Origin of the sequence: Nostoc sp. GT001 (assembly GCF_030382115.1) — a bacterium.
GTDB lineage: Bacteria > Cyanobacteriota > Cyanobacteriia > Cyanobacteriales > Nostocaceae > Nostoc.
On sequence record NZ_JAUDRJ010000003.1, the window covers coordinates 7,068,166 to 7,090,970 of the forward strand.

Annotated in this window: 14 protein-coding genes and 2 pseudogenes; 4 read left to right on the plus strand and 12 right to left on the minus strand. The window is 42.8% G+C overall.

Annotated features, from left to right (window positions below):
• Positions 1-18 precede the first annotated feature (18 nt).
• Together pth and QUD05_RS32860 are read right to left on the minus strand one after the other, a co-directional pair.
• Positions 19-660 carry an aminoacyl-tRNA hydrolase gene (pth, locus tag QUD05_RS32855; protein ID WP_289799701.1) on the minus strand — a complete coding sequence of 214 codons (642 nt, stop codon included), beginning with the start codon at positions 658-660 and terminating at the stop codon, positions 19-21.
• A 240-nt stretch (positions 661-900) separates the two neighbouring features.
• Positions 901-1,173: a TatA/E family twin arginine-targeting protein translocase gene (locus QUD05_RS32860; protein ID WP_099103129.1), complete on the minus strand. Its 273-nt coding sequence runs from the start codon at positions 1,171-1,173 to the stop codon at positions 901-903.
• A gap of 134 nt (positions 1,174-1,307) precedes the next feature.
• On the opposite strand from QUD05_RS32860, the pseudogene QUD05_RS32865 reads away from it, so the two are divergent.
• Positions 1,308-1,869, plus strand: a pseudogene (locus QUD05_RS32865) (Uma2 family endonuclease).
• A gap of 34 nt (positions 1,870-1,903) precedes the next feature.
• Here the strand turns inward: QUD05_RS32865 and avd are convergent.
• From avd to psbH, 4 genes and pseudogenes are all read right to left on the minus strand, one after another.
• Positions 1,904-2,134 (minus strand): annotated as a pseudogene (gene avd / locus QUD05_RS32870) (diversity-generating retroelement protein Avd); the annotation flags it as partial.
• A 127-nt stretch (positions 2,135-2,261) separates the two neighbouring features.
• On the minus strand, positions 2,262-5,309 hold the full coding sequence (locus tag QUD05_RS32875; protein WP_289799702.1) for an SUMF1/EgtB/PvdO family nonheme iron enzyme: 3,048 nt from the start codon (positions 5,307-5,309) through the stop codon (positions 2,262-2,264).
• Positions 5,291-5,644, minus strand: a complete 354-nt coding sequence (locus tag QUD05_RS32880) for a hypothetical protein (protein WP_289799703.1) — start codon at positions 5,642-5,644, stop codon at positions 5,291-5,293. Before QUD05_RS32880 ends, QUD05_RS32875 begins: the two co-directional genes overlap by 19 nt.
• A gap of 471 nt (positions 5,645-6,115) precedes the next feature.
• Positions 6,116-6,319, minus strand: a complete 204-nt coding sequence (gene psbH / locus QUD05_RS32885; protein WP_094348882.1) for a photosystem II reaction center phosphoprotein PsbH — start codon at positions 6,317-6,319, stop codon at positions 6,116-6,118.
• A gap of 85 nt (positions 6,320-6,404) precedes the next feature.
• On the opposite strand from psbH, the gene psbN reads away from it, so the two are divergent.
• Entirely contained in the window at positions 6,405-6,536 is a 132-nt protein-coding gene (gene psbN / locus QUD05_RS32890) for a photosystem II reaction center protein PsbN (RefSeq protein WP_012410654.1), read from the plus strand.
• A gap of 316 nt (positions 6,537-6,852) precedes the next feature.
• Here psbN and QUD05_RS32895 read toward each other — a convergent pair whose 3' ends face one another.
• The 4 genes from QUD05_RS32895 to QUD05_RS32910 all read right to left on the minus strand — a co-directional run bounded on the left by QUD05_RS32895 (position 6,853) and on the right by QUD05_RS32910 (position 12,870).
• Positions 6,853-7,857 (minus strand): transaldolase, encoded by a 1,005-nt coding sequence (locus QUD05_RS32895; protein WP_289799704.1) that lies wholly within the window; start codon positions 7,855-7,857, stop codon positions 6,853-6,855.
• Between the two features lie 148 nt (positions 7,858-8,005).
• Positions 8,006-9,436 carry a pyruvate kinase gene (gene pyk / locus QUD05_RS32900; protein WP_354666192.1) on the minus strand — a complete coding sequence of 477 codons (1,431 nt, stop codon included), beginning with the start codon at positions 9,434-9,436 and terminating at the stop codon, positions 8,006-8,008.
• A 263-nt stretch (positions 9,437-9,699) separates the two neighbouring features.
• The gene (gene gap, locus QUD05_RS32905) at positions 9,700-10,743 is read right to left on the minus strand and encodes a type I glyceraldehyde-3-phosphate dehydrogenase (RefSeq protein WP_289799706.1); all 1,044 of its coding nucleotides are present in this window, start codon (positions 10,741-10,743) and stop codon (positions 9,700-9,702) included.
• 288 nt (positions 10,744-11,031) lie between these two features.
• Positions 11,032-12,870, minus strand: coding sequence for a vWA domain-containing protein (locus QUD05_RS32910; RefSeq protein ID WP_289799707.1), 1,839 nt, complete (start codon positions 12,868-12,870; stop codon positions 11,032-11,034).
• Positions 12,871-13,129: 259 nt separating this feature from the next.
• On the opposite strand from QUD05_RS32910, the gene QUD05_RS32915 reads away from it, so the two are divergent.
• Positions 13,130-13,489: a Rieske (2Fe-2S) protein gene (locus QUD05_RS32915; RefSeq protein WP_289799708.1), complete on the plus strand. Its 360-nt coding sequence runs from the start codon at positions 13,130-13,132 to the stop codon at positions 13,487-13,489.
• Between the two features lie 421 nt (positions 13,490-13,910).
• Here QUD05_RS32915 and QUD05_RS32920 read toward each other — a convergent pair whose 3' ends face one another.
• Positions 13,911-14,453 carry an Hsp20/alpha crystallin family protein gene (locus tag QUD05_RS32920; RefSeq protein WP_289799709.1) on the minus strand — a complete coding sequence of 181 codons (543 nt, stop codon included), beginning with the start codon at positions 14,451-14,453 and terminating at the stop codon, positions 13,911-13,913.
• Positions 14,454-15,262: 809 nt separating this feature from the next.
• Here QUD05_RS32920 and QUD05_RS32925 point away from each other — a divergent pair.
• On the plus strand, positions 15,263-21,016 hold the full coding sequence (locus QUD05_RS32925; RefSeq protein WP_289799710.1) for a PAS domain S-box protein: 5,754 nt from the start codon (positions 15,263-15,265) through the stop codon (positions 21,014-21,016).
• 129 nt (positions 21,017-21,145) lie between these two features.
• Here the strand turns inward: QUD05_RS32925 and QUD05_RS32930 are convergent, their stop codons facing one another.
• Positions 21,146-22,792 (minus strand): ABC1 kinase family protein, encoded by a 1,647-nt coding sequence (locus QUD05_RS32930; protein ID WP_289799711.1) that lies wholly within the window; start codon positions 22,790-22,792, stop codon positions 21,146-21,148.
• Positions 22,793-22,805: the final 13 nt, after the last annotated feature.

Sequence of the window (22,805 nt, forward strand, 5' to 3'; positions counted from 1 at the left end):
GACAGTATTCATCCAGCCCTAAGACTCAGAATTATTAATGGTGCGGCTATTACAAACATTCATCGCCTTTTCTACTCCCTGTTTGAGACTTAGTTCAATACACTCAACTACGAACTGAAGTACAAGAGACATCTGCTGATTTTCGGCAGCGGAAAATCGCCCCAGCACATGAGAAATAGTACCAGAATCATCCTTATTAGCTGCATCTTTGGGTTTACCAATACCGATTCGCAAACGGGGAAAGTTTTGGGTATTAAGATGTGCGATCGCACTTTTCATCCCGTTATGTCCCCCAGCCGAACCAGATAAACGCAAACGAGTTTTTCCCAAGGGCAAATCCATATCGTCATAAATTACCAACACTGACTCAGGCGGCAATTTATACCAACTTGTCACCGCTTGTATTGCTTGTCCTGAGCGATTCATATAAGTTAACGGTTTCAACAAGCGAATCTTACCTCCACCTGAGGCCATACCCTCGCCATACTCACCCTGAAACTTGCGGTTTTCTGTTAAGGAAATGCGCCAAGAACGAGAGAGAGTTTCTAAAGCAGCAAAACCGATATTATGGCGTGTTTGGTCGTACTTAGCTTCTGGATTCCCTAATCCGACGATTAGTTGGGGAATTACCAAAGCTGGTTGCGTAACAGCTTCTGTCATTTTGCCTACAGTCAATTGATATGCAGCACTCTTCTAGTAGTCTGTCCCAAAAGTTTTGAGAGGTTAGTGGTGTTCAGATCCCCGACTTCTTAGAGAAGTCGGGGATCTAGCAGCCCCTCAAAATCAATGGGACAGACCACTAGTACAATGTCTAAGCTAGTAATGAAGGGTTTGTAGTAAGTAAGACTTTAGTGCTTAGAAAATAAGGACTAAAGTCCTTACTAAGAACTTGACAGACTACTAGCTAGGTTGGGAAGAACTAGCGGTATCCTGCTCAGATTTCGCAGGGTGGATTTGCTTGGGTTCCAATTCAGCAGTAGTCTTGACAACTTCTTCTAACTGTTCTGCTTCTTTTTGAAACTCGTTTTGAAACTCCTTAGAAGCTTCTTGGAAACTACGAATTGTTTTGCCCACACTCCGACCGATCTCTGGTAGCTTTTTTGGGCCAAAGATTAACAGCGCTACCACCATAATTACAGCCATTTCTGGCAGACCGATACCAAATATATTCATTTTTTGTCTCCTGTAAACTATAGAACTACTACAGAAACTCACATATTATTATGTAGTCTACTCAATAATCGCCTATCATAGAAAGCGATGCCTGCGGCGAGCTACGCTAACGCCCCACCAGCGAGTGATGCCTTATGTCTCTGACAATCAAAGACTTAGAACAATTACAATCACAGAATCCTGATTGGCGAATGGAGCTAGTAGAGGGAAACATCATCGTTATGGGAGCCATCCGATTATCAGTCAGACGAAATTGGTTCTCGTCTGCTGAAATTTTTGAATATATGGGTCATGCCTCGCAAACTGGGACGTGTTACTGGTTCTAGTGCTGGTTTTATCTTGCCCAGTATTGAAACAAATGAAACTGGAGGCGACCCAGAAAAAAGAAACCTACGCGCTCCAGATGTTTCTTTTGTTCGAGCAGAACGACTCAAGAAGACTCAGCGTGACTTTGTGCAGTTAGTACCCGATCTCATGGTTGAGGTCAAATCGAAAAGTGATCGCCTCAAACCACTCCAAGAAAAGATTAAACTATTCCTATAACTAGGATCTACAGTGGGTATTCTCATTGACCCTGATAAACTTTTAGTAACAGTTTATCGCTCTAACCTTGAACCAGTAGTTTTAAAAGATAACGACAAACTGACAATACCAGAATTACTTCAAGGTTGGGAATTAACAATAAAAGAACTGTAGCCACCTGAGTTTGAGTAAATTAAGTACTTAATAACATCAAATTGAAGTCAAGCACCATTCGTGTTTGATAGCGCAAAATGTCCAGTTGAGTATTGAGAGATTCTAGTTGAATAAGTTTATCTTTAGCATATTTGGCTTGAATTAATCCCTCAAATAAATCGTACAGTTGATTGATTATCCTGCCGCCTAAAGTAAACTTATGAATTTTCGGCAATTTCTCAACAATTAAAACGTACCACTCAATACAATCATAAGTCTTTTGGATGACCGATAATTATTTCATTGAAATTAAAAAATCTTAATATTTATGCCAAAAAATTCGAGTCGCCATGATGCGACAAAAAAGGAAAAAAGAACAAGAGCAAAGGGCGAAAGAGGAAAAGTATAAAGGGCTACTGAAGAATCCTCCCAACAGCACACACAACACGAAAACTAAAAATGTTGCTGTGGAAGCCAAGGAAGAAGATGAGGTTGCGAGACGCGGAACGGCAGTAATTAGGATTGTCGAACCAGGAACCGCCGCGCAGTATGGCTCTTCCTATTTTTTGAGAAAGTTTATTATTATCATCAAACCAAGCACTGCCATCTGTTGGTGCACCTTCATAGTTATCGTGCCAATCGTCAAGACACCATTCCCATACCTGACCGTGCATATCGTATAACCCAAAAGCGTTAGCTACTTCAAAACTGCCCACTTCTGTTGTTTGTCCTCGATATGTTCCTTTCACACCAGCACGGTAAGTATAGTTAGCATCGTAGTTAGCCAACTCTGATGTAGTTGTTTCGCCAAAATGGAATGGAGTCGTAGTTCCGGCTCTACAGGCATATTCCCATTCTGCTTCACTGGGAAGACGGTAGCTTTTGCCTGTGTATTGAGAGAGGCGATCGCAAAATTCCACCGCTTCAAACCAAGATACTCTCTCAACTGGTCGATTTTCTCCTTTAAAATAGGATGGGTTAGGTTTCAGTTCGCGGTTTACTTGCGGGAGAGATGTGACTGCTTGCCATTGTGCTTGGGTGACTGGGTACTTGCCCATAAAAAAGGGTTGAACCTTTACTTCATGTTGAGGTTTTTCAAAGCTATCTCCTTCCCCTTGGGGTGAACCCATCATGAATGTACCACCAGGGATGGCAACCATATCGAGGGTGATGTCCAGTATGCCACTGAGAGAGGGGCTTTGTAGAGTTTCGGTGAAGTATTGGGCAAGTTTTGTTTCTCGTTCGATGATTTCGCCGCGATGGTTGACGGTGATGCTTTCAAACTCAAAGGACTCTAGATCGTCACTTTCTCGTCCCAAAGATTGAACATCTTTAAATACTTCTCTAGAAGAAAAAGTAGCGATCGCATTTCTTACTAAGTCTTCTCCCACTCGATCCTGATTTCTTTGGGCTGCCTCTATTGCCAAATCCAATCTAACCAAAGGGTCTTGATTCGCTTCAATCCAACGCCAATAAGGACTTAATGAAGCTGTTATCCTCGCACTGCGACAGATTTTATCTAAACTCATTTCATGCTCATAACCCCATTCAAGAAACAAGATTAAGTTTGAGTTTTCTTCCAGAAGCAACTCCTGCCCTTTCTTCTCATCTCTATTGCCAAAATGCTTGAGAACTGTGTCACACAAATTACTATAATAAAAATCTAAAACTTGAGGAGCAAGATAGTCAATTCCTCTACCTTTCTGCAATTTACTTTGTGCATAAGTACGGGCAGGTTCGGGTAAAGTTACTCTCCAATCAGATGCACTAAGAGACTTTTCTGCCATAGAAAACTTGAGCAATTCCATTAAAGCCTTATTTCCACTTCTGCCCCGAATAGCCATAGCTAAATCCCGACTCAACCCACTAGGAAAAAAAGCCAATAAAGGAAATATATCTTGTCCTTCTACCGATAACATTTCAAAGGAGCGCTCTAAAGTTATCCGCAGACTTCTGTCTTTTCTTTGTTCAGGAGAATAATCGTCAAGAATTTCTAATGGTTCAATGTCCAAATCTTCACACAGCATCTTGAGAGTACATTGAGTTTCTGCCATATAAGATGCTGCTAGTTTAATGGGTAAGGGATAGCCATCAAGAAACTTTACTAAAAGATTAAAATCTGACACCAAATCATCATTATCTCCCCATTCTGCTTCTAATGGTGCATATTTTTTAAATATCTGTCTCGTTTCTGAAGCTCCCATGCTGTAAACTTCTTGTTGACGGCAATCAATATCCCTTACTAAAGAATCACGACAAGTTAACAACAGTCTTAAATTAGGACACTGTTCTAAAAGCGAGTTCAAAAGTTTAATTAGTTCATTGGATTCTTTCTCAATCAATTTATCCAAATCATCGAGAATCAAAAACAATCGACTATTCCTTAACTCTTTCTCTAAAGCAAAACTCCTTAATTCCAGACTCTGTGTAACTTTGATAATTAGCGTTCCTACAGAATCAGTATCGCGCAAACTAATAAACCAAACTCCATCCTTATAGCGATCGCGCTCATGTAACCACTGAGCAACGGCATAAGCTAAGGCAGTTTTACCTATTCCTCCCATACCATGAAGAGCAATACAACGATTATCCGACTCTACTAGTTCTTTAATTACCTGATGTATTTCTTGCCTGCGTCCGACAAAATTTGGATCTTTACGGGGAATATTAGTATTTGACCACTGAGGATAGATAACTTGGTGAGAATCGGCTGGTTCGATAATCAGCGATTGATTATGGTCAGTTTGGGGTAGCAATCGAAATTTGAAGGCTTCATCAAAATTAACTCCTTGCCTAAAAGTCTGAGAGTTAAACAGTTTTATTAATTTATCATCAAGTTTAACTGCATTACGACTCAATAAAAAACTATTTGCAACTGAATTCTGATTGAATAATGCCTGATAAAGTCGTCGAGAAAAACATCGAGCTGCAATATCTAAAATTTTATCTTCAGCATTAACCGCAATTACATGAGACACTCCTGCTTTTACAAAAGCTTGAGCTAACTTTTCGGAATGACAGGCATTCAATAATGCTAATTGACAGGGTGGTTGCTTTTGGTTGGATAGGGCGATCGCGAGTTCTTCTTCACTAAAAGAACGAGTAATTCCCACTTCATCTTCTAACACCAAAGCTGTATTATCCCGATCTCTCATTCCATGACCAATAAAATGAATAATCAGTGGTTTGACACGATGAGACAACACATCTTGTAGAGTCTGTGAGGTGGCTACTTTAACCACTATTTCTACTGCTATAGGGTGAGATATATCCTCTAACACCAAAGCAATAGCATCAATTTCTTCCTGAATCGATAAATTCTCTACCGCCAATAATTCTTCAGTCAGCAGAGGGGCTGAAAACAAGATCAGAATTTGATTACTGAACGAATTATCTTGTTTAGTAAATTTTTCTACCCCTGGACTAAGGGGAACTTTTTCAGCTACTTTCGAGACAGCCATTCTTCTATTTCTTCATCAGTAGCGGTGCTTAAATCAAGAGAGGGACGAACTGGGTGTTCTAACGTGCCTTTTGGTTCTATCCCTTTTTCTCGCAATTTTCGCCGCCAATTATTGATCGCCTTAGCGACTTTGATACTGTACTCTATCAAATTGGCTGTTGCTGCTATCCCTCCAACTACTGTAGCTACAAAAACTATGTCATCTGCACCTAATATTCGACTTGGTGACTTTTGCACATTGATTGAACTCATCCCCAGCAATGTTTCTAAAGACTCTATTTCATTTGAGGGCAGTTGGGATGAAATCACTATGCTACAGAGAGGAATTTCGCTCATTTACACCTCTAAAAGTTTTATTTTTTGATCAATATTTATAGTTCGTATTTAAAAGCTAGATTAACTTTTAATCCTGTTTGACTAAGTAATACTTAGTGATATTGTAGTACGACATTTTTTCTTTTGGCAGATGTTTCGCTTTTATGACGCTTGTGTCACTCTAAGGAGAAAAAAATAAATATAGGTTGGGTTTAACAAACGCGAACACCGTCCCGTAGGGAACTGAAACCCAACAAACTTTTGAGAATGTTGGGTTTCGTTCCTCAAACGCCACTTGCTTCTCCCAAGGGGAGACCCTGCGCGTAGCTTGCTTCCCCGAAGGGGTACAAATCGGGAAACCGCAAGGGCGCAGTGGCTCCCCAACCTACACCTGCTGAGTTATTGTTCAGTAGCAAATCGCAACTCACAAAAAAACCCGGAAGAACCGGGTGAAACTTAACTTGTTATCCAAACTCGCTCGCTTTGTATGCGTTAGCGTCCTAAACTGCGCCAATCGACAAATACATCCTGAACCAACAGTGATTTATTGTAAAGTTGCAGAATAATCAGCAGAAACACGAAAAATAGTGCCATAAAAACAGCCATCACAGGGGTAGTACCCCAACCTGGAGCCACTTTACCATACTCAGAGTTAAGTGGTTTCAGGATATCTCCCAACCTAGTCCTTTGTGCCATAGTTCACCTAAGATTACTTGCCAAAGCTTTTTTTAATCTTCTGTAATATTCTATAAGAATAGCACTCATCATCTATCTCTCAATTATGGAACCCGCAATAGTTCTTAGCATTTCTATGGCTGCCGTGGTGGTTGCCATCACTGGAATTTCGATTTATACCTCCTTTGGCCCTCCTAGCAAGGAGTTGAACGATCCGTTTGATGACCACGAAGATTAAAATGAGTCATATCATGCTCGCAGCGTAAATTTTTGGTGCGATGTCTACGATGGGCTACGTCTACGTAGATAAACATTGCTGTTGCTCGTCGGGGTTTCCTCCATGAGCGACTGGTGTGTGGGGTGCATTGGTGTCAACTTAAGCCGAAAACTATATCGGACAGGCGTTTTGCAAATCCCTCACGCCCTCATCCCCTAACCCCTTTTCCCAAGGGAGAAGGGGAATTGAATATTAATTACCCAGACATGATATTTGAAGTGCGTTACGGCTTGAGCCGTAACGCACACTACTTTGGATGTTTTTTAATTGGAAATCTCTAATGGCTTGCCACTACCTCTCCTTCTAGGCGAACGAGTCGGTCTGCCAAAAGTTTCTCAAGGTCTTCTAGTGCCTTGGTGAAACCTTTAATACCTTCGTCTAGTTTGTCAGTTGCCATGCGGTCAGCGGCGTGCATTTTGTCATAGTTCGCTTTGTCAATGGATATCTTTTCAATTTCCAAATTTGCTGCCTTGGCGGGGTCAAGTTTACGTGGCAGTTCTGCAACAGTTGACTGTAATTCAGCCAAAAGCGACGGTGAAATGGTCAGCAAGTCACTACCTGCAAGTTCAGTAATTTCACCAAGGTTACGGAAACTAGCTCCCATAACTTCGGTTTTATAGCCAAATTTCTTGTAGTAGTTGTAGATTTTGGTGACAGACAAAACACCTGGATCTTCGGCCGCTGGGTAGCTATCGCGTCCGGTATCTTTTTTGTACCAGTCGAGAATCCGGCCAACGAAGGGAGAAATTAGGGTAACGCCAGCTTCAGCACAAGCGATCGCTTGGTGAAGACCAAATAACAAGGTAAGGTTACAGTGAATACCTTCTTTTTCGAGAATTTCCGCAGCGCGAATGCCTTCCCAAGTGCTGGCAATTTTAATTAAAACGCGATCGCGGCCAATTCCGGCAGCTTTATACTGGGCAATTAAGTCCCGTGCTTTAGTCAGAGTGGCTTCCGTATCGTAGGACAAGCGAGCATCCACTTCCGTAGACACGCGACCGGGAATGATTTGCAAAATCTTTAATCCAAAAGCAACTGCCAAACGGTCAAACGCTAGAGAAACTATCTGTGCTTGGGTGGCTCCGGCTCCAGCATCTTTTTTTGCTTGGAGTAAAGTTTGATCGACAATTCCCTGATATTCTGGCATTTGCGCCGCAGCAGTAATCAGAGAAGGATTGGTGGTGGCATCTTGGGGTTTAAACTTTTCAATTGCCTGGATATCCCCTGTATCTGCGACCACAACAGTCACTTCTCGCAATTGTTCCAGTAAATTCTTAGACATAAAATACTCCGTGATGTTTGTTTAGGATTTACTTATTCCCCAGTTCTTTACACTCTTTACTCTTCCTTCAATTCTGATTCTGGCAATTTTTCTTAATGATTGCCCAATTTTGCTTACTATCTTGAGCCACAGCCTTATTCTAAGTGCCTTATGCCGAAATTGGCTGTCCAATGGAATGCACTTTGATTAAACTAGTTGTTCCTGATTTACCAATTGGAACACCAGAGGTAATAACTACTTTATCGCCCTTGTTTGCTAGACCCATGTCTACAACTGTGTTCACTACATTGGTAAACATCTCTTCGGCATTGTGGACTGGTGGAATCAGCAAAGCTTCCACACCCCAAGAAAGTGCTAGCTGGCGATAAGCGGTAATGTCGGAGGTGAGGGCAATAATGGGAGAAGTCGGCCGATATTTAGACACCATTCTCGCTGTACTTCCTGATGAAGTGTTACAGAGAATTGCCCGTGAGCCAGTTTCATAAGCGATGCGACAGACGGATTCTGCCACAGATTCGGTAACGCTAAGACTGCCTGCTTCATGACACCAAGCGTGTTTGCTACCCTCATCGAGAGCCTGTTCTGTCCGCACGGCGATGTTGTGCATCATCTGGACGGCGGCGACGGGATATTGTCCGACAGCTGTTTCACCAGAAAGCATTACCGCGTCTGTTCCATCCAAGATCGAGTTAGCAACATCGGTGGCTTCGGCGCGGGTGGGATCGGGGGCGCTAATCATCGACTCTAGCATTTGGGTGGCTGTAATCACCGGCTTACCAGCACGATTGCAACGGCGAATAATATCTTTTTGAATTAGGGGTACTTCGTGAATTGGCACTTCCACCCCTAAATCGCCACGGGCAATCATAATCGCGTCGGCAACCTTCAGAATGGAATCAAAGTTTTCTACTGCCTCCGATCTTTCGATTTTGGCAATTAAGCGAATCGAAGCGCCAGCGGCTTCAATCATGCGCTTGGCGGGTTCTAAGTCTTGTGGCGATCGCACGAAGGATACCGCTACCCAGTCTACACCTAACTGAATCCCAAAACGCAGATCCAGCAAGTCTTTCTCGGTGATCGAACTTACAGGTAAAGGAGTTTGGGGTAGGTTTACTCCCTTGTGCGTAGAAATTAACCCGCCATTTTTCACTTGTGCCCGAATGCGATCGGCATCGCGATCGGTAACTATCAATTTGACGCGACCATCATTAATTAAAATCGGTTCGCCTGGTCGCACCATTGCAAATAAAGTCGGCAACGGTAAGGGTAGTTCGTCAATACTCTCGCCCTTTTCTTGCAAAACAAAAGTAACTTCAGTACCAGCTTCTAAATTTAAGCCTTCCGGTGGTAAAGTTCCCAAGCGAATTTTGGGGCCACATAAGTCTTGCATAATGGCGATCGGCTTTTGCAACTCAGTACTAATCTGCCTGAGATAGTGAGCCGTTTGGGCGTGGAATTCATAAGCTCCGTGGGAAAAATTCAGCCGTGCCACATTCATTCCAGCTTTTACCAAGGCTTGCAGCTTTTCAGGTGCAGATGTAGCCGGGCCAACAGTACAAATGATTTTGGTTCGACGCATAGGGATTGGGGGTTGAGGAGTAACCTGTGAATTTGAATGCTTTGAGCGTAGGCGTAGCCCGTCGTAGACATCGCACAAAACATCCAAATTCACACGTGCTTCATATCACTGGTTTGCTAAATAAAAATACTAGATTCCGTTTTATTTTCGGAGTATTTACCATTAGACCCAAATCCCAAAAGTCCCTAGTCAAGAGTCAGCAGTCAAAAGCTAATGACCAATGACTAATGACTAATGACTAATGACTAATGACTAATGACTAATCAAACCACAGCCGCAGTCGGGGCGAGTTTTTCTTTCTGTGACATAGACAACATCAGGTCAATCACACGATTTGAGTAGCCCCACTCGTTGTCATACCAGGCAATTACTTTGAAGAAGTTGGAATTCAACTCAATCCCAGCACCTGCGTCGAAGATGCTGGAATGAGTATCACCTTGAAAATCTGTGGAAACTACTTCTTCATCTGTGTAACCCAAGATACCTTTTAGTGAACCTGCGGCAGCCTCCTTCATAGCAGCACGGATTTCCTGATAACTGGTAGCTTTGGCTGTTTTGAAAGTTAAATCAACTACAGAGACATCGGGAGTCGGAACTCGTAATGCCATCCCAGTTAATCTGCCCTTCAATTCTGGTAAAACCAGTGCTACGGCTTTCGCTGCGCCTGTGGAGGAGGGAATAATATTTTGGGATGCACCTCGACCACCCCGCCAGTCTTTTTTGCTGGGGCCGTCTACAGTTGGCTGAGTCGCAGTCATAGCATGGACTGTAGTCATCAACCCTTCAGTCAACCCAAAGTTGTCATTAATCACCTTAGCGATGGGAGCTAGACAGTTTGTAGTGCAGCTAGCATTGGAGACAATGATATCCTTACCAGGGTCAAATAGGTGATGATTGACACCCATTAACAGGGTAGTAACTCTATCTGGATCTTTAGTGGGAGCGGAAATTACCACTCGCTTTGCACCTGCCTTCAGGTGGTTTGCAGCTCCTTCGTAGTCAGTGAAGAGTCCGGTCGCTTCCACGACATAATCTGCACCTAGTTTTCCCCAAGGTAACTCTGCTGGATTCCTCACTGACACACAAGGAATGAAATGTCCGTCAATGAGAATACCGTCTTCCTTGGCTTCAACCTTCTGCTTTAATTTGCCGTGGGTTGAATCGTACTTTAATAGGTAAGCAAGATTATCTGGTGGTACTAGGTCGTTAATGCCCACAAACTCAATGTTGGGGTTATCGATGCCAGCACGAAGCACAAGTCGCCCGATTCGACCGAAGCCATTGATACCAACTTTCAATTTAGTCAAGATTAAACCTCCCGTTGTGGAAGTTGAACAAAAGGAGCAAGTTAAAAGTCAAAATAGATTGCCTTTTACTCTTTACTCTTTGATCCTGACAGTCTCAGTCGGCTAAGGCATATTTACTTGGCATATTTTAAGGATTGGGGCATTGGGCATTGGGCATTGGGCATGGGGAAAGGGGTAAGGGGAAAAGGGGAAAGATTAAATTTATTCCTTTTCCCTTTAACCTTTAACCTTTTCCCCTGCTCCTGCTGCCCCACTGCCCCTCTGCCCCTCTGCTCCCCGCTCCTCAATTCAAGTGGGTTGGACAAATCGCTTAATTTCACCACAGGCAATATAAGACTTGCCATCCGGTGCGGTTTTGACTTCATCAACAACGTAAAGCATTCCTTCCTCGCGAACCGATCGCGGAAAACGCATGTTCCAATCCGGTTCATATCCGTCGGAAACCACCCTAGCACGTAGTTTGCTGCCATCTTTGACACATTGAACTAAAATGCTGTCTCCTACACTGTCAGTTGTGGGCAGATCGGCAGCACTGGCAGGGCCTTTGGAAGCTTTACCTGTGTTAGCTGGATACGATTGTCTAGGGGCAACAAAGATATCTGTTTCACCAGGTTGAGCAAAACGGGTAATCTTACCACGTACCCGATAGAAAGTAGCATCGCTTGAAAGTTCCAATCCTTCAACAACATAACGTGCCCCCTCGGCACGAATGGCACGAGGAAACTGGATGTTCTTGGTTGAATCATAGCCTTCGGACATGACCTTGACCCGCAGTTTACCCCCTTCACGAACGCAGTGCAATTCAACACCTGAACCGACTTCATTCACAATGGGCATGGCGTACACTTCATCGCCAGTAGTGACACCGCGACCTACCAAATCGCTGCGATTGCGCGTCATCGTTTGGTAAGTCTGATCTCGCATCTCTTTCCGTCCGGCATTGCCTAAAGCTTTTTGAGCGATTCGACTGGCGAAATATTCAAGCTGATCGATTTCTTCAGCAATTTCAAAATTCTCATTCAACCCTTTATCCCGCAAATCTTTCACAAGCGATCGCAGGGTTTGTTCAGCTTCCTGATGCTTGCCATGTTCAGCGAGATGAAGTCCAGTCTCTTTGGCCTTAGCGATGGTAAGGCGACTCAGTTCCAGAATTATATGACTCGTAGCAGCAAAAGCTGCTTCCTCAATGGTGCCAACTTTGGCGACGACATCGACTGTACCTGACACGCTTTGAATGCGGTCATCTTGCACAACATCGGCGCTGTAATGCAATTTCATCACAGGTAAATCGCCAACTTGAGCACTTGATATCCCCAGACTCAAACCGAGAAGTTTATCTTCGCCCTCGTAAAGCTCTCCCAAGGTGATGACAGTTTGACCTGCATCATTCTGACTAACTTTAGCCAGACTTAAGGTATCAACCAGGCTGACACCATTAGCCAATTCAAGTGTCACCTTGAGGTTCTGTCCCACTACTGCTCTGAGACTGTCTAGCTCAATACTAAACACTTCAGTTGCTTCGTCGATGCTCTGAATGAAGTAGAAGTTGCCCGTGGCTGCCCTTGCCATCCCAATCAACAGGTCTTCATTAAAACCCTGAGCAAAACCTAGCGTAGTTGTGATAATGCCTTCCTCAGCTTTTTGCCCTGCTGTCGCCGTCAGTATCTTGGGGTCTTGAATGCCCATATTGGCATGACCATCGGTAAGTAGGAGAACACGGTTGATTTTTTGCGGGTCGAGTCGCGTTTTCACGTGTTCGCAGCCTTTGAGCCATCCCCCCGATAAGTTGGTAATACCACCTGCTCTCACCTTGCGGATGGAATTTTTCAGTGTAGATTTGTTAGTCACAGCTTGGGGTGGCACAACACTATCTACTTCATCGTCGTAAACAACTACTGAGAGAATGTCATCAGGCTCAAGTTGATCTACCACAGACTCAGCGGCTTTGAGTGCGTGATGCAAGGGAGCGCCTGCCATAGAGCCGGAACGGTCAATTACAAGCGAAAGGTTAAGGTTACGTCGAGGAGATTTAGCTATATCAGTACGAAAACGTAGCAGAATATCAGTCTTTAATGAAGATCCTGCGGCGAGGATAGATTGGTCAAATTCGTAACTTGTCTTAATCATTTTTTATATCCCTCAGAATTGTCTTTTATCAGCTACAAGGCTTGTGAAACATAGACAGTAAGCGCTTTATTTAGTTTACCCAGAAATAAGTTTGTTCAGTATAAAAATGGTATTTAATGTAAGATTTTATAGTTTTAGTATCTTACCAGCGTAGACAGAGCCAGTCCTAGACATTCTCGACTCTCTGCTACTGAAAGGCGATCGCACTGGTCACAATTGCGGGAAACTGAAAGCAGATATATTAGGAGAGGAGAACCTAATGAGTTGGACTAAAGTTCTTGCAGTCGATGCACTTTCCCCAGGTGCGCGAGAAGTGGTGAAAGTTGGCAGCCGGAAAATTTTGCTTTTGAATCACGAAAGTCAGCTTTATGCTGTAGATAACACTTGTCCTCACTTAAAATTACCGTTGAAAAGTGGGAAAATAAATGAGAATGGCGCAATTGTTTGTTCCTTCCATCACAGTGCTTTTGACCTGCGGACTGGTGAGGTAAAAGATTGGTGTTCTTGGCCACCTGGTGTAGGTAAGGTACTCTCGTTAGTTTCACAACCAAAGGCCCTACCAGTGTTTCCGATTCGTGTTGAAGAAGGTAGTATCTGGGTTGATGTGCAAGAGGAATAGCACCCTCTCCCTGAATTTACTGAAATAGTTCTAAGTAAAAAAAAGTAGGACTTACGCAAGTGTCACAGAAAATAAAAGTTTTTTGTTTGTAGTCAGGGCTTCAGCCCTTATCTTGAGGACTAAAGTCCTTACTACAAGCTTAAAATAACGTGAGTTCGATGAACCTCTCCCTCCCAGCCTCCCTCTCCGAAACGGAAAGGGAGGAGAAACGAAAAATTAAGCTTTTTGCTCCCCTCTCCGCGTCGGAGAGGGGCTGGGGGAGAGGTCAAATAAGACTTGTCGAACTCACGTTAAAATAATACGCCAGTTGCGTAAGTCCTGAAAAGAAAAACCCCAGCTAAACTCATTGGCTGGGGTTTCTAGCAAAATTTACCTATTTCAGAGATATAGGAATCATTGAATGAGAAAATAGAACGTCTTCTCAAGCAGTTTCAACACTTTGCTGCGATCTAATGTTGGATTGTGTGTTACCATTGCCGCCTTCTATAGAAGCTGTGGAACTTTGAGATTGGCCTAAATTCACTTTGAATACCTTGCTCTGCTCTTGCTCCAGTTTGGGTAAAGTCAAAATTAAAATCCCATCTTTCAAGTCTGCCTTAACTTGTTGATTCTGAACTTTGGTTGGCAGAGGAATTACTCTAGCGAACTTGCCATACCGGAATTCCGAATGAACTTTATCCTTAGATTGGGAATGTTTTTCGTAACGATGCTCACCAGCAATCGAAACTGCATCTTGAGTAACTTGAACATCCAGGTCTTTAGCTTCCACGCCTGGAATCTCAACTCTTAATAGCAACTCTGAGCCATTATCATGTAATTCAACCGCAGGAACCCACGCTGTTCTCGGTGATGAAGAAATCTCAGAGTTACCGCGCTCGGCTACTGTAAGCTCAGAGAATAGTTGATCCATTTGACGACGCAGAATCTCCATTTCACGGAATGGTTCCCAACGAATCAGTGCCATATTTTAATCTCTCCTTAACTTTCTAATTCAATCTTGGGTAATCAAACAAAGTTTTAGAGGTATTTTTTAGAGAGGAGCTTTATTTGCTTTGTTTCTTCTCTCTAGTAAGTAATTTAATAAAAGAAGAATCTAAAAACAGTTGGGTAAACCGTACAGACATAGGTTGGATTTACCGTATCAAACAAAAAAATTATGAAAAGCTTGAGAATAATGAATGTCAAAGGAAGTAGGCGATCGTAAATTAAACTATATTATGTAATGTAAATTTAATTAAATTCGCTTGTAGCTAGAAGCTCTAGCCCGATGCTAAGGGTTAGATTGACAAAGACGCTGAACATAGCTTGCCGTATGAAGACTTGCTAACGCTTCTGGCGTCTCCCCAATGCGAAGGGCTACGGTGTGGACACAATTAAAAAAAAGCTCAATTATCTCCTTCCCATACAGAGCATGGCAATGGCTGATTAGCGACTGCTGCCTCCAGTCAGACATTGAGTCAGAGACTCAATGAATGTATTCCAGTCGGAGACTGGGAACGAGTCAAGGCTCATTAAGCTAGGTTTTTAGGACTTGTGTGTACACCGTAGCTTTGGCTGTTTGGGATTCTTCGGATTTAATTAAATAATCAAGCGGAGATGATATAAACAGTTATCCTGCTTTATATGCAACTTTTCTATACACCCGGCGCTGAAGTATGGTTGTAAGCGACGATGATTTTATTTACAATCTGGTGGCAGAGTTTTGCTGTCTGATTTCATGTTCAGTTTTATTCAAGAAATTCTTCCTGATTTAAAATTAACTTAGTAACTGATATGGATGCTCAAAAAATAAAAATTTTATTAGTTGATGACAACTTAGAGAATTTACATTTTTTATCAGACATCCTTCAACACCAAGGTTATCAGGTAGAAAGTGTCATTTTTGGACAATTGGCAATCAATACGGCAATTGCTTCTCCCCCGGATTTGCTTTTGCTAAATGTTTTGATTATAGAGAGGGATGGGTATGAAGTATGTCAATATTTGAAAGCTAAGGATCAAACTCAAGAAATTCCGATAATTCTTTTCGGAATTTTCGATGATTTTTTTGAAAAAATAAACGTCTTCAATTTAGGCGATATTGACTATATTACTCAACCATTCCAAACCAAAGAAGTTTTATTACGCGTCCAAAATCAACTCACTCTTCAAAGACTGAAAAAACAGTTAAAAGAAAAAAATGCCCAACTGCAACAGGAGATTAAAGAGCGTCAACGGATTACAGTTGAGTTAAATATTCGCGACAGACAAATAAAAGATATTTTTAAAGAAATTCCCGTTAGTATTAGCAAAGCCTTTTGTAGAGAAGTTTATCGAAGCGAACGCCTTGTAGTTGAAGCCGCCCTCAAGAAGAGTGAAAGTCAGTATCGCCTCCTGGTGGAGACATCCCAGGACATGATTTGGTCGGTGGGCATTGATGGATTAATTACCTTTGTCAATCCAGCAGTCAAACAGATTTATGGCTACGAACCCCAAGAAATGATCGGGTGTGCCTTAATTGATTTCATCTCACCTACACAAGTTGCTCAAGATAAAGTAGCCTTTGAGCGTGTTCTTCAGGGAAAGTCTATTTTCCAGCATGAAACTACCTGTGTGGCTAAAGATGGTACTTTACTTTATTTAATGTTGAATGCGATCGCATTACGCAACGAAGAGGGTCAGGTTATAGGCATGACGGGCACTGCTAGTAATATTACGCAGCGCAGAGGTATAGAAAAGTTACTCCAAGAAAGCGCGATTAAGCTCCGTAACCATAATCTCGTGCTAACACAATTGGCACAAAATCAGACGCTTTATCAGGGTGATTTGAAAGCAGCCTTGAGTATAATCACAGAAACAGCTGTCAACAATATTGGCGTAGAACGAGCTAGTGTATGGCTGTATGACGAAACGGGCATGAAAATCCAGTGTTTTGATTTATTTGAGGGCAGTCGCAATCAACATAACGAAGGACTTTTCTTGTCAGCGACAGACTATCCAGTTTATTTTGCAGCTTTGCAGCAAAACCAATCAATCGCCGCAGATGATGCTCATACCGATCCCAGAATTAAAGAATTTTCTGCGTCTTATTCAAGATTAAATATTACCTCCATACTCGATACACCCGTTAGGCTGGAGGGAAAGACCGTAGGAGTTTTATGTCTAGAGGCAGTGGAAGTTACTCATCATTGGACGCTAGAGGACCAAAATTTCGCTCGCTCTCTGGGTAATTTAGTATCTTTGGTATTGGAGGCAAAAGAACGCCAACGCGCAGAAGCAGCACGACGGGCTTCTGAAGAAAAGTTAGCATCAGCTTTCCGGTCATCTCCCGATCCAATTGCCTTAATTACTGTTCCCAATAAACGCTACATCGAAGTCAACGACAGCTTTTGTCGGTTTTTTGGTTATTCTCGCTCTCAAGTGATTGATCGCACCGATGAAGAATTGCATATTTGGGTGAATCCAGAAGAATATCATTTTCTCATCAACATCCTGCAAGAAACCAAAGCCATCCGCAACTATGAAATTGATGTCTGCACAGCAACAGGAGAAATCAGGACAACACTGTTGAGTGCAGAAATGATCGAGATTGATGGGCAATGGTACGTACTGGGAACCGCAAAAGATATTACTGAACGCAAGCAGGCAGAAAATGAAAGCCGTTTGTTACTGTTGACAACCCAAGCTATCACTCGCGCCAGTGATGTCAACAGCGCCTTAGCAGTGGTCTTGCGCTTAATTTGCCACACCATTGGCTGGGATTTTGGTGAAGCCTGGCTACCTAATAAAGATGGGACTGTTTTAGAGCATAGTTTGGGTTGGTATGGAGAGGAGAGCAGCTTAGAAGAATTCTGCCAGCAAAGCCAAACGGTGAAATTTGCTCTGGGAGTGGGATTGCCAGGAAGAGTTTGGCAGAACCAAGAACCCGAATGGATAGAAGATGTTTCTAAAGTTACACAACCAGTTTTCTTGCGATCGCCACAAGCCGCAAAGGTAGGATTCAAAGCTGGTTTTGGTGTTCCCATACTGGCTGGGAACCAAGTATTAGCTGTTTTAGTGTTTTTTAAACGTAGCTCAGTATTGGTAGATCGGCGTTTGCTCTTGCTAGTCAGTGCTGTTGCTGCTCAATTGGGTGGGTTGATTGAGCGCAAAACCTTAGAACAAGAACTAGCACTCAGAGAAGCTCGTCTCAATGCCTTTTTTAGCAGTGCCCCCGTCGGTATGAATATTGTAGATAACCAGCTGCGATTTGTCCAAATTAACCAACTGCTAGCGGAGATTAATGGACTACCCCAGCAAGATCATATTGGCAAGACCATCCATGAAGTCTTACCCGACATCGCCCCTGTAGTAGAACCAATTTATCAACAAGTTCTGGTAACTGGTCAACCGATTCTCAATCAAGAATTAAGCAGCGCATCAATCAAGCAACCAGATATTATCCGCCACTTCTTAGCTTCTTATTTTCCGATTGTTAGTGAAGGCGATCGCCCCTCTGGTGTTGGCACAGTTTTAGTAGAAATTAGCGAACTACACGCAGCGCTACGCGAACGCAAACACGTCGAACAAGAACTACGTTTAGCCAACGAACGCCTACAATATCTGCTCACCTCTAGCCCTGTAGTCATTTATAGCAGCAAAACATCAGAGGATTTTAGCATTACTTTTATCAGTGAAAACGTTAAAGAAATGGTGGGCTATGAAGCGCGGGAATTTATCGATAACTCCAGTTTTTGGCTTTATCGCGTCCATCCACAAGATATTGAACTGATATCGGAAAAATTTTCTCACCTGATTAAGCAGGAGTACATTTCTTACGAATACCGTTGGTTACACGCTGACGGAACTTATCACTGGTTCTACGAAAAGATGAGGTTAATTCGTGACGAAGCAAATTCCCCGATCGAATGGGTTGGTTATTGGGCAGATATTAACGATCGCAAATTAGCAGAACTAGCTTTGCAGTCAGGTCAGCAACGATATCAACTTTTAGCAGAAGCCTCACCAGCTTGTATATTTCATACTGATGTCGATGGCAATGTTTTATATTTTAATCAACGCTGGAGTGAAATTACTGGATGTAGTTTAGAAAATTCTCTGGGAACAGGTTGGGCAAATGCCGTACATCCAGACGACCGCGAACAGCTATTGTTGGCATGGAATCAAGCAACAGTCGCTAAATCAACCTATAAGTACGAACATCGTTTCTTACATGACGATGATAATACAGTCGTCTGGGTAATTTGTCATGCTTTGCCAGAATTTAGAGATGATGGAGAAATTAAAGGTTACATCGGTACAATTACAGATATTACCGAGAGAAAATTGGCAGAAGAAGCCTTACGTGAGAGTGCAGAGCGAGAAAGAGCGATCGCGCAAGTGATTCAAAGAATGCGCCAAACACTGGATTTAGAGACGATATTTGCGGCGACAACCGAAGAATTACGCCAAGTACTCAACTGCGATCGGGTTGTTGTCTATCGCTTCAATCCCAACTGGAATGGCGAATTTGTTTCTGAATCAGTGGGTAACGATTGGATTTCTCTCATAGAAGAACACAACAACGATCCTCATCTCACAGAAGGTGTTTTACAAGATGGACGTTGCCTAGCGAAAATTTTGGATAGTGCGGATAACCAGATGGAATATTCTGACCTGCAAGCAACCCCAGGTGCAAGTTTCCTCTGTGTCCCAGACATTTACAACGCTGAGTTTCATCCTGCTTATATCAATCTCTTAGAGCGATTTCAGGCTAAAGCCTACATTATTGTTCCGATTTTACATGGTAGTCAGCTTTGGGGATTGCTGGCGAGTTATCAAAATTCCGATCCCCGCCAATGGAAACCAGGAGAAATCAACATCGTAGTTCAAATTGGCAATCAGTTGGGTGTTGCTTTACAACAGGCACAATTGCTAGCGCAAACTCAAAGGCAGTCACAAGCATTGCAAGAAGCTGTAATCATTGCTGATGCTGCTAACCGCGCCAAAAGCGAATTCCTGGCCAACATGAGTCACGAACTGCGTACTCCACTCAACGCCATCCTCGGTTTTACCCAAGTCATGAGCCACGATCGTGATTTATCAACTGAACATCAGCAAAATCTAGCAATCATCAATCGTGCTGGCGAACATCTCCTGAATTTAATCAACGATATTTTGGAAATGTCTAAAATCGAAGCTGGGAGAATAACCTTAAATCTCAACAGTTTTGACTTAATTCGCCTCTTGGAAAACCTTAAAGAGATGTTGCGCTTCCGCGCCACCTCCAAAGGATTGGAATTGGTCTTTGAATATACATCTCACCTTCCCCAATACATCCAAGTTGACGAAAGTAAACTGCGTCAAGTCTTGCTTAACCTCCTGGGAAATGCCATCAAATTTACCGATACTGGCAGGGTGACGCTGCGGGTGGGGATGGGGGAGCAGGGGAGCAGGGGAGCAGGGGAGCAGGGGAGCAGGGGAGCAGAGGAGCAGGGGAGCAGGGGAGAAGTAGCAGTAAGTCTTTCCCCTCTGCCCCTCTGCCCCTTTGCACCTCTGCCTCTTCCTATGCCCAATTCCCAATTCCTAACCTTTGAGGTACAAGATACTGGCCGCGGTATTGCCCCACAAGAAATTGACTTGCTATTTGAAGCTTTTGGGCAAACTGAAACCGGAAGAAAATCGCAACAGGGAACAGGACTAGGTTTAGCAATTAGCCGCAAATATGTGCAACTAATGGGAGGAGATATTAGCGTCACCAGCACTATTGGCGAGGGAAGTAAATTTACTTTTGATATTCAAATTGGTCTAGCCACAGTCAGCGAAATCCAGATCCAACAAATTAGACCCCAAGTTATTAGTTTAGTGCCTGATCAAAGTGAATACCGTATTTTAGTGGTTGATGACTCCACAGATAGCCGTTTAGTGTTAAAGAAAATTCTGACATCTATCGGTTTTGTAGTCCAGGAAGCAATAAATGGCATGGAAGCGATCGCACTTTGGCAGACATGGCAACCACATCTAATTTTAATGGATATGCGGATGCCAATTATGGACGGCTACGAAGCCACAAAAGTTATTAAAACTAGAGAAGAAACCTTAATCCAAAATACCGAATCCCAAATACCCAATTGGAAGACCATTATTATTGCCTTAACTGCTAATGCTTTTGAGGAACAACGAGAGGCAATAATCAAAGCGGGTTGCGATGATTATATTAACAAGCCTTTCCGTGAGGAAGAATTACTAGAAAAGTTGAGCGAATATTTGGGAGTTCAATATATTTATCAAGAAGAAAGCTATCAGTTAACAAATCTAAAGCAACAAAGACCAAAATCAATGTTGACACTCACAGATTTAGTAACTCTATTATCTGAAATGCCGCCTGAATGGGTGAAACAAGTGTACACTGCCGCAGCCCAATGTAGTGATGACCTGATTTTAGAATTGATTGAGCAAATACCCTTAGAAAATGCTGTACTGCAAAATTTTATCAAGAATTTAGCTCATGATTTCCAGTTTGAGAAAATCATGGAATTGACGAGTATTGCAGGAGTCTTATCCAGCTAATAAAAATTGATGGTTAAGCAAGTTCGTAGTAAGCACTTTAGTCCTTAATTTTCTCAGCACTAAAGTGCTTACTACAAACTTCAATTTTAGATTTTTATTTCAATTCAAAGTCCAAAATTCAAGATGATTTTACCGTAAACGTCCCGATCGCAATGTACTAATAATTAACCACAAACCCAATAAACTAGCGACTGCAAACAGGATGGTACTTAAAAAAGATAGCTGAGTTGTTTGCGCTCTGGTGGAAATAATTGCCGCACCCATAATCAGCGAACCCACTAAAATACTAAAAGATAGTCGGTTAGCGGCATCGTCCATAGTGCGCCGGACACCATCTAACCCCCGCAGCGATAGATTCCACTGTAGGGTTTCTGAGGTAACTCGGTCTAATAAGAGTTCGATTTGGCGAGGAGATTGGAGAGACAGACTTTTAATATCTAAAGCTGTCCGTAATAGCGATCGCACTGGATTATCGCCCAGTAATTGCCGACGAAACAAGTCTGTAATTAATGGTTTGACTTCATCAAAAAAGTTAAGCTCTGGGTTGAATGTCCGCGCTACCCCTTCTAAATTTGCTAGGGTTTTGGCATACAAACCCATATTACTAGGTAATCTAATTTTATTGTTGCGGGCAACTTGTAAAACTTCATAAATTATCTGACTGAAGTTTATTTGCGTGAGGCTGACGTTGTGATATTTTCGCAACATGCGATCGTAATCATTTTCTAACCGCGACAAAATTACTGGTTGAGCAGAATCTGATAGTTGCAAAGTTAACTGAGCGCACCTTTGAGCATCTAAATCAACGATCGCTAACAACATCTCTGTTAATATCTGCTGTGTCCGGGGATCAAGTCTTCCCACCATGCCACAATCTAAAAGAGCGACACGCCCATCTTTGAGATAAAACAAGTTTCCCGGATGGGGATCAGCGTGAAAAAAGCCATCAATATATAGTTGCTGGAAAAATACCCGAAACAACAAAGTAGTTATTTCTTTACGCTTTTCGGCAGGATCTTTAACGTTGGGGTCATTATCCAAATCCGCCGCCAGGAACGGCACTCCATCCAGCCATTCCATTACCAGCAATTTCTCTGTGGTCAACTCCCAGTTAATTTCCGCCACCATTATTTGTGTGGGATCGTACCAGCGACTCTTGGATAAGTTGCGCCGCAGCTGGTCTGTAAAACCCGCTTCCCGTGTAAAATCTAACTCGGCTTCTAAGGCTTTAGTAAATTCTTCGGCGATGGATTTGATTTCGTAGGTTTGCCCAAAATCAGTTCGCGCCACTAAATCGGCAATACCTTGAATTAAAGCAATATCTTGAGCAATAGTAATATCAATTCCTGGACGTTGCACTTTTAGAGCGACTTCTCGACCGTCTGCTAGTGTAGCGCGATGTGTCTGAGCAATCGATCCGGCTGCTACGGGGATCGGGTTAACAGTGCTGAAGGTTTCTGCTAATGGACGTTTTAATTCTTTGCGGAGGATTATTTCTATCTCTGACCAAGGAACTGGCGGTACTTCATCTTGTAGAGTTGACAATTCCTCAATATAGGAGGCGCTCAGTAAGTCGGGGCGGGTAGAGAGTAGCTGACCAAGTTTGACGTAAACTGGCCCCAAGTCTACCAGAATATTTTTTAAAACCGCAGGTGTCGGCAGTTGGGGTTCATCAGCTTTGCCACCAGTAAGTAACCTTCGCATATAGTCCCAGCCATTGCGAAGGAAGACTTCCAGGATTTCTCGTTGACGGGGAACAGTTTGGGTGAGGAACATTTTGTAAAAAACT

What these genes read in the sequence shown, in the direction of transcription:
- pth (WP_289799701.1), bottom strand. Translation starts at nt 660, where the DNA reads ATGACAGAAGCTGTTACGCAACCAGCTTTGGTAATTCCCCAACTAATC.
- QUD05_RS32860 (WP_099103129.1), bottom strand. Translation starts at nt 1,173, where the DNA reads ATGAATATATTTGGTATCGGTCTGCCAGAAATGGCTGTAATTATGGTG.
- QUD05_RS32875 (WP_289799702.1), bottom strand. Translation starts at nt 5,309, where the DNA reads ATGGCTGTCTCGAAAGTAGCTGAAAAAGTTCCCCTTAGTCCAGGGGTA.
- QUD05_RS32880 (WP_289799703.1), bottom strand. Translation starts at nt 5,644, where the DNA reads ATGAGCGAAATTCCTCTCTGTAGCATAGTGATTTCATCCCAACTGCCC.
- psbH (WP_094348882.1), bottom strand. Translation starts at nt 6,319, where the DNA reads ATGGCACAAAGGACTAGGTTGGGAGATATCCTGAAACCACTTAACTCT.
- psbN (WP_012410654.1), top strand. Translation starts at nt 6,405, where the DNA reads ATGGAACCCGCAATAGTTCTTAGCATTTCTATGGCTGCCGTGGTGGTT.
- QUD05_RS32895 (WP_289799704.1), bottom strand. Translation starts at nt 7,857, where the DNA reads ATGTCTAAGAATTTACTGGAACAATTGCGAGAAGTGACTGTTGTGGTC.
- pyk (WP_354666192.1), bottom strand. Translation starts at nt 9,436, where the DNA reads ATGCGTCGAACCAAAATCATTTGTACTGTTGGCCCGGCTACATCTGCA.
- QUD05_RS32910 (WP_289799707.1), bottom strand. Translation starts at nt 12,870, where the DNA reads ATGATTAAGACAAGTTACGAATTTGACCAATCTATCCTCGCCGCAGGA.
- QUD05_RS32915 (WP_289799708.1), top strand. Translation starts at nt 13,130, where the DNA reads ATGAGTTGGACTAAAGTTCTTGCAGTCGATGCACTTTCCCCAGGTGCG.
- QUD05_RS32920 (WP_289799709.1), bottom strand. Translation starts at nt 14,453, where the DNA reads ATGGCACTGATTCGTTGGGAACCATTCCGTGAAATGGAGATTCTGCGT.
- QUD05_RS32925 (WP_289799710.1), top strand. Translation starts at nt 15,263, where the DNA reads ATGGATGCTCAAAAAATAAAAATTTTATTAGTTGATGACAACTTAGAG.
- QUD05_RS32930 (WP_289799711.1), bottom strand. Translation starts at nt 22,792, where the DNA reads ATGTTCCTCACCCAAACTGTTCCCCGTCAACGAGAAATCCTGGAAGTC.